The organism is Streptomyces hokutonensis, from assembly GCF_000376565.1.
In the GTDB taxonomy this organism is placed as follows: Bacteria; Actinomycetota; Actinomycetes; order Streptomycetales; family Streptomycetaceae; genus Streptomyces; species Streptomyces hokutonensis.
Window position 1 is genome coordinate 231947 of record NZ_BARG01000024.1, and the last position, 12208, is coordinate 244154.

12 protein-coding genes are annotated in these 12208 nt (G+C 71.8%); 9 read left to right on the plus strand and 3 right to left on the minus strand.

What is annotated here, in order from left to right; all coding sequences use genetic code 11:
- Positions 1–3: 3 nt before the first annotated feature.
- The gene (locus SSP08S_RS13030) at positions 4–1257 is read right to left on the minus strand and encodes a hypothetical protein (RefSeq protein ID WP_019068040.1); all 1254 of its coding nucleotides are present in this window, start codon (positions 1255–1257) and stop codon (positions 4–6) included.
- Entirely contained in the window at positions 1257–2645 is a 1389-nt protein-coding gene (locus SSP08S_RS13035; RefSeq protein ID WP_019068041.1) for a hypothetical protein, read from the minus strand. The genes SSP08S_RS13030 and SSP08S_RS13035 overlap by 1 nt, the downstream gene beginning before the upstream one ends.
- 127 nt (positions 2646–2772) lie before the next feature.
- Here SSP08S_RS13035 and SSP08S_RS13040 point away from each other — a divergent pair, with 127 nt between their 5' ends.
- The 3 genes from SSP08S_RS13040 to mftR all read left to right on the plus strand — a co-directional run bounded on the left by SSP08S_RS13040 (position 2773) and on the right by mftR (position 5479).
- Positions 2773–3195 (plus strand): hypothetical protein, encoded by a 423-nt coding sequence (locus SSP08S_RS13040; protein ID WP_019068042.1) that lies wholly within the window; start codon positions 2773–2775, stop codon positions 3193–3195.
- A gap of 242 nt (positions 3196–3437) precedes the next feature.
- Positions 3438–4841: a hypothetical protein gene (locus tag SSP08S_RS13045; RefSeq protein ID WP_026178444.1), complete on the plus strand. Its 1404-nt coding sequence runs from the start codon at positions 3438–3440 to the stop codon at positions 4839–4841.
- 8 nt (positions 4842–4849) lie between these two features.
- On the plus strand, positions 4850–5479 hold the full coding sequence (gene mftR / locus SSP08S_RS13050; RefSeq protein ID WP_026178445.1) for a mycofactocin system transcriptional regulator MftR: 630 nt from the start codon (positions 4850–4852) through the stop codon (positions 5477–5479).
- A 14-nt stretch (positions 5480–5493) separates the two neighbouring features.
- Here the strand turns inward: mftR and mftG are convergent, their stop codons facing one another.
- A complete protein-coding gene (mftG, locus tag SSP08S_RS13055; protein WP_019068045.1) occupies positions 5494–7038 on the minus strand; it encodes a mycofactocin dehydrogenase MftG in 1545 nt (514 codons plus the stop codon).
- Between the two features lie 134 nt (positions 7039–7172).
- On the opposite strand from mftG, the gene mftA reads away from it, so the two are divergent.
- From mftA to mftF, 6 genes are read left to right on the plus strand one after another with little or no spacing between them, the layout of a single operon-like run.
- Positions 7173–7310, plus strand: coding sequence for a mycofactocin precursor MftA (gene mftA / locus SSP08S_RS13060; protein WP_019068046.1), 138 nt, complete (start codon positions 7173–7175; stop codon positions 7308–7310).
- A gap of 9 nt (positions 7311–7319) precedes the next feature.
- On the plus strand, positions 7320–7595 hold the full coding sequence (gene mftB, locus SSP08S_RS13065; protein WP_019068047.1) for a mycofactocin biosynthesis chaperone MftB: 276 nt from the start codon (positions 7320–7322) through the stop codon (positions 7593–7595).
- Complete coding sequence (gene mftC, locus SSP08S_RS13070) at positions 7592–8800, plus strand: mycofactocin radical SAM maturase (RefSeq protein WP_019068048.1); 1209 nt, start codon at positions 7592–7594, stop codon at positions 8798–8800. The genes mftB and mftC overlap by 4 nt, the downstream gene beginning before the upstream one ends.
- 24 nt (positions 8801–8824) lie before the next feature.
- On the plus strand, positions 8825–10039 hold the full coding sequence (gene mftD, locus SSP08S_RS13075) for a pre-mycofactocin synthase MftD (RefSeq protein ID WP_019068049.1): 1215 nt from the start codon (positions 8825–8827) through the stop codon (positions 10037–10039).
- Positions 10036–10755: a mycofactocin biosynthesis peptidyl-dipeptidase MftE gene (gene mftE, locus SSP08S_RS13080; protein ID WP_019068050.1), complete on the plus strand. Its 720-nt coding sequence runs from the start codon at positions 10036–10038 to the stop codon at positions 10753–10755. Before mftD ends, mftE begins: the two co-directional genes overlap by 4 nt.
- Positions 10752–12137, plus strand: a complete 1386-nt coding sequence (gene mftF, locus SSP08S_RS55255) for a mycofactocin biosynthesis glycosyltransferase MftF (protein ID WP_019068051.1) — start codon at positions 10752–10754, stop codon at positions 12135–12137. The genes mftE and mftF overlap by 4 nt, the downstream gene beginning before the upstream one ends.
- Positions 12138–12208 lie beyond the last annotated feature (71 nt).

Below are 12208 nucleotides of genomic sequence, written 5' to 3' on the forward strand. Positions count from 1 at the left end.
CCGTCAGTAGTCCTCATCGGTGGCGGCGGCGGCGATCTCGGCGAGGAACGGTGCGGAGGAACTGCCGTGCGGTGCCGAGTCGTTGGCGTCAGGCTGTGCCGCCGCCGTGAGGCGCCGCCGGACCAGTGCGCGGATCGCGTCGCGTTCGGCACCGGTTTCCGGACCCGGCCCCGGGTCGAAACCGGGAAGCAGCACGCCGAGTTCGACGCGCGGGCGGGTCTCGCCGGGCGGCAGGTCCAGGTCCGTGCGGCCGGTCCACATGTCGTCCCGCCTGGCGAGGGCGACCCGTTTCCGCGGGCCGTCGTTCACCCGGACCTCCGCCGTGAGGGGTGCGCCGGTCGTGGGTGCCGCGCTGTGCGCGACGACCTCGACCTCGAACTGCCGTCGCGCGCCGAGTGCGCGGGCGGTCCAGGACACCGCGCTCTCGGAGGCGTCGACGAGCCCGGGCGGGTAGCGGCGCCAGTCGTTGGTTCCCGCGCCCCGGGCGATCAACCGGCCGCCGGTGACGAGCAGTTCGCCCGCCGCGAGGGCGTAGCCGTCGGACCGGGCGAACAGCGCGCCGGGGTTCAGGGGAGTGGTGGCGGCCGGACTGGACCGGTCCGGGAGCGAGCGCAGTCGGCGCAGTTCAGGGCCGTCCAGACCGGCGCCGTCCGCCGCGTCGTCGATCAGCCGCAGCACGCGTTCCACCTGATGCGCCGGGCCCGTAGACGCGGCGTGCCACCACTGGATCAGCGGGTCGAGGGCGGCCCAGTGGTCCTCGATCAACTCGGCCGCGCAGTCGTCGGGCTGGTCATCGAAGTCGTCGGCAGTCCCGTCGAACAGCTGCTGGCACTGATGGGTCAGCGCCGCCAACTCTAGCCCGAGTAGGTCGGGTTGGAGCGCCGGTATGCCGTCCAGATGCGAGGCGGGCCACCAGCGGGCCGCCCAGTGCCCGAAACCGAGCCGGGCGGCGTCGGCCGCGAGCGCGGTCGGGTCCACCGGCACCCGTGCCCCGGCCGGCTGCTCGCCCGTCGCGCAGGCGTGCGCGGCGGCGGCGACGCGCTCGCCGTAGACTGCCCACAGCCACTGCTGTGCCCGCCGCACGTCGTGGATCTCGGCCGTCGGCGGTCCCGGTTCCTCGATGACGGACCAGGACAGCACAGCTCCGGCGACATCGAGCACCGCCAGGGTGAAGTCGGGACCGGCACCGCCGGCGGCGACCCGGACGATGCCGTCGTTGTCCCGCGTGACGCGGACATCCACGGGAGGCTGCGCCATCACGCACTCCTCGACTCGGCCGCTTCGGGTACGGCGGTCGGTGGTGCCGTAGGTGTCGACAGCGCGCGGAGCGCCGACCGGACCCTGGCCCGGTGGTCCATCATCACCGAGCGGGCGACCCCGTCGAGCACCGCCCAGGCGGCCTCCGCGTCCGCCAGTGGCGCGTCGCGGACGTCCCGTCCGTGCAGTCGCACCCACAACCGCCGCATGTAGGCGGCCCAGGGCGTACGAAGGTCCTGGGCGAGGGCGTCCAGCACGCCTCCGTCCGGATCGGGGCGGGGTGAGACGGTCATCCGGCGGGCGCGCAGGACCGAGGCCTCCCGCCGCCAACGGTTGTTGACCGCCCGGTGCGCCGAGGTCCGCCCCGGCGCGGATTCTCCGGTGCCCAGCGGATCCAGGCCGACGGCGAGCCGGCCGCCGAGTACGACGGCGACGCGCAGACTCTCGTCGTACAGACCGAGCGGAGCGCAACTACGGCCGACCTCGCGCCGGACGAGTTCCGGGATCGTCGGCAGTTCCTCGCGCCGGGTGGAGGACTGGAGCACGACGAAGAGCCGCTCGAAGAGCGTGCGGTCCAGCGGTGCGGGCAGTGTGGCCGTCGAGGCACCCCGGCCGACCTGCGGACGCGGCGGCAACTGCCGTTCCGTCAGCCCCAGATGGACCGGTACATCCGAACGGCCCCAGACCCCGGCCGTGTCCGCCCACAGGGCGCGGCCGAGCAGGTCACCGTCTCCCGCCTCGACCATGACTCCGAACTCCGGTGGGTTCCGCGGCCCGTCCGGCCCGCCGCAGGCCTCGAGCACCTGGGCCGCTCGCACGACCACCGCGGTCGTATCAACGGCCCTAGCAGGTCGGCGGCCTTCCCACGCGAGGGCCAACTCCCTCTCGATAAGGGAGCGTTGGGCGTCGTCGGCCAGATGGCGCTTGAGCGCGTCCACCGTACGGCCGCCGTCCGCGTCGGCCACATCCTCGACGACGGCCCTGGCCAACGCACCCGCACCCGCGGCGGGCGCTCCGTGCTCGGCGGCGAGTTCGAAGCACCGTTGGAAATACAGGTCCTGGGGGTTGCCCGCCACTACGCCCAGCGCCCGGCGGGTCCGCTTGAGGAGGGTGAACCACTGTGCCGTCGCGAGGAGCCGCTCACCGGACTCCCTTATCAGCGCGTCGAGTTGGGCGGCCCGCTCCGGCGCGAGGAAGTCGGCGGCGAGTTCCGGGTGCAGCGCGGGCCGGACGACCAACGGCAGCAGGATCAGCTTGACGGTCCGGGTCAGCGGGGCGCCGCCGGGCCCGCTCAGCGGTTCGAGACCCGGTCCAAGAGCGCGCCAGGAGCCGTCGATGACCATGGCGCGCGGACGGCGCGCGTCGGTCGGCTGGCTCGGAAGCGGCATGTCAGGAGGGTACGTCGTCCGAGATCGGGCGGTCGAACCTGGGATCGGTAGGCGAACGGGGCCTCGTAGCGTCCACAGGGACAGCGGGAACCACGGGACACCAACCCGATCAGAAGGAGGAGCCGTCATGGGACTCTTCGGACGTCGCAAGAGCCGCGAGGAGCGGGCCGCGGAGATCGCGGCACAGGTGGCCGGAGGCAAGGGCTTCTACGGCCGCACCACCCGCGCCTTTCTCGGCAAGGAGGACTACGCCAGGGTCCAGGAGTCGATGGGCGCGTACAACTCAGGCCTCGGAGTGCAGCAGTTGCTCGCTGCGGGAGCGCCGACCACGTCGGCCGTCGTCGTGTCCATCGCCGACACCGGCCAGCTGATCAACTACGACCCGGTCGTCGACCTCGTCGTGCAGCCGTCCGGCGGCGCGGACCGGATCACCCTGCGGGCCGTCGTCTCCAAGCTGCGGATCCCCCGAACCGGCGACGAGGTGCTGCTGGTCGCCGACCCGGCCCGCCCCGGTTCCTACCTCTACGCCGGGGACGGTACGACCCCGTGACGCCGACCCTGCCGTACGACGCGCCGGTGACCGAGTCCGCGCTGCTCTCCTTCGACGGCAGGGGGCTGGAGGTGTTCGGCTACGCCGACGCGGCGCGGTACCACGTCTGGGACCTGCTGGGCCGGAGCCGGCCCCAAGCCCCGGAGCGCGGACCTGACCGACGACGGGGGCGGCGCCGATGCGGTGCCGATGTCCCTGGTCGACCAAGCGAGTCCACAGAAGACAGGAACGGAGGACAGGCCATGCGTAGCCGTGCCGGTGTGTTCATCGGGAATCTGCTGTTCGCCGCGCTCTGCTGTTGTACGGGCCCGATCTTCCTCGCCATCGGTTACTCCGCCTGGAACGACGACCCCGGTTGGGGCTGGCCGGCGGCCGTAGCGGCGGCCGGGGCGGCCATCACGCTCATGATCCCCGTCTTCGCGATCAGGTCGACGCGGAAGGAGTTTCCCGGGATCACGGGAAGGGACCGACTGAAGGGCGGGGGCTTCCCGTACCGGGACGACACCTTCGTGCTGCTGGCGCCCCGGTCCCAACAGGGCTCGCCACAGGCACGGTTGATGCGGGCGGACGTACTGGAGGCATCCCTGGTCCGGTACAACCCGGACGGCGAGTCGACCTTCACCACTCACGTCGGCAACTACACCCCCAATGAGTTCACACCGCTGATCGAACTGAGACTGCGGGTGCACGACAGCGAAGGCACCGACGAGAGGGCGGAGTTCGAGGTCACCGGCGAGTGGCGGGTGCCGTCCGTCTGCCTGTCGGCGGTCACGGCGGGCCGTCTGGTCGTCCTCGTCGAGCCGGCCGCTCCGGGGGCGCAGCGAGCCGTCACACCCGAATGGCCGCGCAGCGCTCTGCTCGCGGGCACGAGAACCTCCCGGTTGATCGATCTCGAAGGCCGCTCGGCCGAGTTGACCCGGCGCTCGGGCCGCCAGCTCCAGCAGATGCGGATCTCTCGGGAGGCCGGAGGCGTCGTCATGACCGGCGACACGATCGACCTGCGGAAGCTGGACCCGTACACGGCGGCACGCTACGCAGCCCTGGCCGACCGTTACCGGGACCGCCCCGAGGACCAGGCGCCGGTGAGCGAGCCGGGCGAGGAGACACGCTGGCTGGCGGACCGACTTCCGGGTGAGAAAGGCGAGTTCGGATGGGTCGGCCGCCGTTGGTCGCGGCGCGGTGGGGTGTTGGTGCGCGCCCGCTTCCTGGAGATGCGCAGCACGACCACCTTCCAGGACCACGGCCCGGTCCTCGACACGGTCCTGCGCATCCAACCGGCGGACGGCACACCCCCGTTCGACGCGGCCCGGCGGCTGACGGTCCCGATGGACTATCTGGCCGTGCTCCACCGGACGAAGGAGGTTGTCCTCGCCGTCAGCCCGAACGGCCGCTCGTACGTGGTCGACTGGGCCCGCACCAACCTCCTCGCGGGTGTCACCGAGGCCAGGGTCATCGCCCCGGACGGCAGGGAACTCCCGGTGGCGGGACGCCCCGAGCTCATCTGGGCGCTGATGAACCTGCTGGCGTCCCAGGGCCTGTCGGTCACGACGCCCGTCCTCGACCTCCGCAAGCGCCGCCTTCGTGCAGTGGCGGGCATGGTGACGCGGGTGGTCCAGGACCACACAGAACCCCGCACCTGTGCATGATGTGCGCTGTGGATGGTGCGAACGACGACAGCGGACAGCGACCGACCCGAACGGGCCGACCGCCCGCGACCTCGCGAGCCGTCCTCGAACGGGTGGGCTTCGAGCTGTTCGCGCGGCGCGGCTTCGACCGTACGACCGTCGAGGACATCGCCGCCGCCGCAGGCATCGGCCGCCGCACCTTCTTCCGCTACTTCGCCTCCAAGAACGACCTGGTGTGGGGCGACTTCGCGGCCGAACTGGTCAAGCTCGACGCCCTGTTGGCGGCCACCGATCCGGCCGCCCCGATGATGGACGCGCTGCGCGGCGCGGTCGTGGAGTTCAACCGCTTCGACCCGGCGGTGGTGCCCTGGCACCGGCAGCGCATGGCGCTCATCCTGCGGGTGCCGACGCTGCAGGCCGACTCGACCGTGCGGTACGCGTCGTGGCGGACACTCGTCACGGAGTTCGCCGCCCGACGCACCGGCCGGGCGCCCTCGGACCTGCTGCCCCGGCTGATCGGCCACACCGTCCTCGCCGCGTGCATCGCCGCCTACGAACACTGGCTGACCGACGAACAGGCAAGCCTGGCCGACCTGTTGGACCAGGGACTCCGGCAACTCGCGGCCGGTTTCGAGGGCCCGGCCCCGGTCCTCGCCTGATCCGTTGATCCATGTCACGGCAGGTCGCGCCGCATGGCGTCGGCGACGAGTTCGCCGATGAGCACGGCGGTGGCCGCCGGACCGCGCAGGGGTGGAGTCGGCAGGATCGACGTGTCCGCGACGCGGAGGCCCACGACACCGTGCACCCGCCCGTACTGGTCGACGGCCGCCCCGGGATCACCGGCCTGTCCCATGGGAACCGTGCCGCAAGTGTGGTGCGAGGTGCCGAGCCGCGCCTCTATCCACCGGTCGAGCAGCCCGTCGTCCGCCAGCACCTCTGGCCCCGGCTCCACGAGCCCGCGCGACACCTCCTCGAACGCGTCGGTGGCGACCAACTCGGCCGTGGCACGGGCCACTTCGCGCAGCCGCCGCCGGTCCTCGCCGGTCTCCAGATAGCCGTAGTCGATACGAGGGGGAGTGGCCGCGTCGCCGGACAACGTGCGCAGTCGACCGCCGAGCCGGGGCGACAGCGCGGACGCCAGGAACGCGAGGGGCGCGCTGGGGACGGACGCGATGCCACCGGTCAGACCCGTCATCGGCACGAGCGACTGAAGGATCTCCAGGTCGCCCGCGTACTCGCCGTCCGTCGCGGACAGATGGAGACACCCGCCGAGCCAGGAGTCGTCGGGCGCGGGCAGCGGCCGCCGGGGCAGCCACTCCAGCACCAGCTGCGGATGATCGCCGAACCGGGCTCCTACAGCGGGGGAGTTGACGGTCACCGGAATGCCGACGCGCGCCAACTCCTCACCCGGCCCGATCCCCGACAGATGCAGCAGCTGCGCGGAGCCGAACGCCCCGGTGCACAGCACGACTTCGCCGCACTCCACCGTCGTACGACGCCCGTCGCGCTCGACGACGACACCGGTCGCCCGACCTCGCTCGATGACCACCCGAGTCGCCGAACTGCCGCCCATCACCGTCAGGTTGGGGCGACCGAGCGCGCGCAGCAGATAGCCGGCACCGGTGTTGACCCGTATCCCGTCCACGGAGTTGGACGGCACCGGCCCGAACCCGGGCGTGCCCTGGGCGTTCTTGTCGGGCTCCTCGGGAAAGCCCAACTGCCGTGCGGCGGACCGGAATGCCACGGCGGCGAGGTGCCGCAGCTCCGTACGCCGGATCCGTACCGGACCCTCGGCGCCGTGCGACTCGTCCTCGCCGTAGTCGAGATCGGTCTCCAGGGAACGCAGCAGCGGAAGCACTCGCTCGTACGACCAGGCAGCGCCTCCCACTGCCGACCACCGCTCGAAGTCCTCGCGCCGGGCCCGCACGAAGTAGCCGCCGTTGACGGTGGTCGACCCGCCGAGAACACGCCCCCGCACGACCGTGTAGGGCCGCCCCGGTGTGAGGTGGACGGCGTACGGCTGGACGGCGGGATGTCCGGGCTGTGCACCCGGTACGAGTCGCGCGTCCAGCAACTCACGTGTGAAACCTGGGCGTTGGCGCGGCACGGGTCCCGCCTCCAGCACCAGCACACTGCGGTCGGAGTCCTCGCTCAGCCGTGCGGCGAGTGGAGCTCCACTGCCGCCCGCCCCGACCACGATGACGTCCGGGCGGCTCAACCGGACCTCGGCGCCGATGTAGACCGACCGGTCGAAAGAATCATGGTGGCTTCCTCTTCACTTTCGGCACCGGGTGCCATTATTGTCGACCGCGCAGCCGCCCGTATGCCCAGCCGGATGCCAGGGAGATTCGCATGAACGAGCTCCACGCCGTACCGACCGTCCCGGCCAACGAGAACAGGGCCGAAGAACCCGTCACGGAACAGCAGTTGATCGAGGCCGACGACCTCATCGAGGAGATCTCCATCGACGGCATGTGCGGTGTCTACTAAGCCGCCCGCATGACCGCGCCGACCCTCGACCGCGCCCTCGGCCTGCACCCCCAAGTCTCGGTACGCCCCGAACCGTTCGGCGCGCTGCTCTACCACTTCGGGACCCGCAGACTGACGTTCCTCAAGGACCGCAGACTCCTGGCCGTAGTCGAGTCCCTCGCGGACGCCCCCACGGCCCGCGCCGCCTGCCTCGCGGCCGGTGTCCCGGAGGTCGAACTGCCGCGCTACGACCGGGCGTTGGCAGCCCTCGCCGAGTCGTCGATGCTCGTCGGAAGGACCCCATGACCGTCACCGCCGCCGGAACACGGCTGGTCGACCTCTTCGAATCCGGACTCGACGCGCCGATCTGTCTCACCTGGGAACTGACCTACGCCTGCAACCTGGCCTGCTCCCACTGCCTCTCCAGCTCCGGCCGCCGCGACCCGCGCGAGCTGTCCACCGCCGAAGCCAAGGCGGTCATAGACGAGTTGGAGGCCATGCAGGTCTTCTACGTCAACATCGGCGGCGGAGAGCCCACCGTCCGCGCGGACTTCTGGGAACTCCTCGACTACGCCACCGCCCACCACGTCGGCGTGAAGTTCTCCACCAACGGCGTCCGCATCACCCCCGAAGCCGCCCGCAGGCTCGCCGCCAACGACTACGTCGACGTACAGATCTCCCTCGACGGCGCGACCGCGGACGTCAACGACGCGGTACGCGGCCCGGGTTCGTACGCCACGGCGATCAAGGCCATGGAACACCTCTCCGCCGCCGGCATGCGCAACTTCAAGCTCTCCGTCGTCTGCACCCGCCACAACATCCCCCAACTCGACGAGTTCAAGGCCCTCGCCGACCACTACGGCGCCCAACTCCGCCTGACCCGCCTGCGCCCGTCGGGCCGCGGAGCCGATGTCTGGGACGAACTCCACCCGACGGCGGGTCAGCAACGCGAGCTGTACGACTGGCTGTTGGCGCACGGAGACAAGGTGCTCACCGGCGACTCCTTCTTCCACCTCTCCGCGTACGGCGAGTCGCTTCCCGGCCTCAACCTGTGCGGCGCCGGACGCGTGGTCTGTCTGATCGACCCGGTCGGCGACGTCTACGCCTGCCCGTTCGCCATCCACGACGAGTTCCTCGCGGGCAACGTCCGCGCGCCCGGCGGCTTCACCGAGGTGTGGCGCGGCTCGGAACTCTTCGCACGGCTGCGCACCCCGCAGCACGGCGGGGCCTGCGCCTCCTGCGCGTTCTACGACACCTGCAAGGGCGGCTGCATGGCCGCCAAGTTCTTCACCGGTCTGCCCCTGGACGGCCCCGACCCCGAGTGCGTGCAGGGCTACGGCGAACAGCAACTCGCCCAGCGCGCCAAGGACGGAACAGACCTCCCCAAGCCGTCCGGCGACCACTCCCGCCGCCGGCCCGTGGACCTGGTCCTCACCCGACGCCGCGACCTGGAACGGTCCCCGGTCAGCGACTGCGCCGAAGACCCCCTGGCCGGCCTGCGCCTCACCTAGGACCTCAAGAGAAGAGAACACGTCATGGGCAGGAACCCCTGGTTCGAGACGGTCGCCGAGGCGCAGCGCCGGGCGAAGAAGCGACTGCCGAGCACGGTCTACGGCGCGCTCGTCGCGGGCTCGGAACGCGGCCGCACGATCGACGACAACACGGCCGCCTTCGCCGAACTGGGCTTTGCGCCAAGGGTGGTTGGCCACCACGCGGAGCGGGACCTGTCCACGACCGTGCTCGGGGTACCCATCTCCTTCCCGGTGCTCATCTCGCCGACCGGGGTACAGGCGGTGGATCCCGAGGGCGAGGTCGCCGTGGCCCGCGCGGCGGCGAACCGGGGTGTCGCCATGGGCCTGAGTTCCTTTGCCAGCAAGGCGGTTGAAGAGGTCGCCGACGCACAGCCGGACCTCTTCTACCAGCTGTACTGGAGCGGCACCCGGGCCACCATGGTGCAGCGCATGGACCGGGCCAGGGCAGCCGGCGCCAAGGCGCTCATCGTCACCCTCGACTGGTCCTTCTCCCACGGCCGGGACTGGGGGAGCCCCGCCATCCCGGACCGGCTCGACCTGAAGACCATGCTGAGGTTCGCCCCCGATGTACTGCCCCACCCCGGTTGGCTGCTCAGATTCGCCAAGTCCCGCCGCCTGCCCGACCTTTCGGTCCCCAACCTGCGGCCCCCGGGCGGCGAGGCCCCCACCTTCTTCGGCGCCTACGGAGAGTGGATGCAGACCACGCCCCCGACCTGGGAGGACGTGGCATGGCTGCGCACGGAGTGGGGCGGGCCCTTCCTGCTCAAGGGAGTCACCCGCGTGGACGACGCCAAGCGGGCCGTCGACGCCGGAGTCTCCGCGCTCTCCGTCTCCAACCACGGCGGCAACAACCTCGACACCACCCCCGCCACCATCCGGGTCCTCCCCGCCATCGCGGACGCGGTCGGCCACCAGATCGAGGTCCTCCTGGACGGCGGCGTCCGCAGGGGCGGCGATGTCGCCAAGGCCCTCGCCCTCGGCGCCCGCGCCGTCCTGATCGGCCGCGCCTATCTCTGGGGCCTGGCGGCCAACGGACAGGCCGGAGTTGAGAACGTCCTCGACATCCTGCGCGGCGGACTCGATTCGGCGGTGCTGGGCCTCGGGCACTCCTCCGTCCACGAGTTGACGCCCGACGACCTGGTGATCCCGCCGGGCTTCCGCCTGGAACTGGGCGCCCGTTCCGGCCATGACACTCCGGCCGCCCAGGCGACACGGTGACCGAACTGGCCCCTGCCGCCTGGCCGGACGTGCCGTCCGACGCGCTGGTCCTGCTGCCGATCGGTTCCACCGAACAGCACGGCCCGCATCTGCCACTCGACACCGACAGCGTCATCGCCCACGCCGTCGCCCGGCGAGCCTCAACTGCCCTCCCCGGCACGCTGGTTGCACCGACCCTGCCGTACGGTGCGAGTGGCGAGCACGCGGGTTTCCCCGGAACCGTCTCGATCGGCCACGAAGCACTGCACGCGGTACTCGTGGAGTCGGTGCGCTCACTGTCCCTGTGGGCCGCACGGACCGTCCTCGTCAACGGCCACGGCGGCAACACCGCCACCCTCGCCACCGCCGTCCGCCAGTTGCGCGCCGAAGGCCACGGCGTGGCCTGGACCGGCTGCTCCATACCCGGAGGCGACGCACACGCCGGCCGCACGGAAACCTCGGTGATGCTCCATCTCGCCCCAGAACACGTGCAGTTGGAGGCAGCGGTCACCGGCGACACCCGCCCGCTGTCCGTCCTCCTCCCGGAACTGATGGCACACGGCGTGCGCGCCGTCTCACCTTCCGGCGTCCTCGGCGACCCGACCGGCGCCTCGGCGGGGGAGGGCCGTACGACGATGGACGCGATGGTGTCGACGGCCGTACGCCGGATCACTGCCTGGACCGTGGACGACCGGGGCCGCCTGACCGAGCCCACCCGCCAGGTCGCACGACCATGAGGCTGCCCGTCGGCTTCCTGGTCGAACTCGACCGGCACACGCGGATCGTGGACGGCGGCCGGGCCCTCGTCGGCGGCTTCCCGACCCGGCTGATCCGGCTGACCCCACGGGCCCAACGGCTGCTCACAGGGCGGACGCTGAACGTGCGGGACGCGGCAAGCGCGCTGCTCGCGGACCGACTTCTCGACCTCGGCATGGCCAATCCGGTCGTCGACGCACTGCCCCCGCCCGCCGATCCGCGATACACGGTGGTCGTACCGATCCGCGACCGACCGCGCCAACTCGCCAGGCTGCTCGGCAGCGTTGGCGGTGGCCATCCCGTGATCGTGGTCGACGACGCCTCACGACACCCGGGGGCTGTGGCCGCCGTGGCCGCCCAACACGGCGCCAAGTTCCTGCCCTTGACCACGAACGTCGGCCCGGCCGGCGCCCGCAACGCCGGACTGCGGCTCGTCACCACCCCGTTCGTGGTGTTCGTCGACTCCGACATCGTGCTGGCGCCCGACACCCTGCCCACCCTGCTCCGGCACTTCGCCGACCCCGCCGTCGCCATGGCCGTGCCCCGCATCACCGGACTGCCCTCGGCCGCCCCCACCTGGATCGAACGCTACGAGAACGCCCGCTCCTCCCTCGACCTGGGCGCCCACCCGGCCGGCGTACGACCCGGTAGTCCCGTCTCCTGGGCCTCAACTGCCTGCCTGGTGGCGCGAACCGATGCCCTCGCGGCGGGCTTCGACGAAGGGATGCGGGTCGGCGAGGACGTCGACCTGTGCTGGCGGCTGATCGAGCGGGGCCGACGGGTGCGCTACGAACCGGCCGCCGAGGCCGCCCACGAGCACCGGACCAGGGTCGACGACTGGCTGCTGCGCAAGGCCGTCTACGGCACCGGGGCCCACCCCCTCGCCGAACGCCACCCACAGTTCATCGCCCCTGCCGTGTTCGCCCCGTGGAGTGCGGCACTCGTGACCGCGCTGCTCGCCCAGCGCCGCTGGTCGGCGCCCGTCGCCGGGGCCGTCCTCGCCGGTGTCACCTACCGGATCGGCCGCAGGCTCGGCGACACCCGCGACCGTCATCGGCTCGCCGCGCGGCTCACGGCCAACGGCGCGCTGGCCGCCCTGGCCCAGACCTCGGCACTCCTCAACCGGCACTGGTGGCCCCTCACGGTCGTCGGCTGTCTGGCCTCCCGCAGGGTGCGTCGGGCCGCGGCGGTGGCCGCGCTGGCCGACATCGCCCTGGAGTACCGACGGGACCGGTCCAATCTGGACCCGGTCCGCTACGGCCTCGCCCGCCGCCTCGACGACCTCGCCTACGGGGCCGGCGTCTGGCTGTCCGCCCTCAGGGGCCGTTCCACCACCGCGCTGCGGCCTCGTATCACCCGCTGATCCACAGTCCCGGTCAGCGGAAACCGGCCAGCAGGGGCTCGGCTCCGGAAATGACACTGGGACCATCCCGC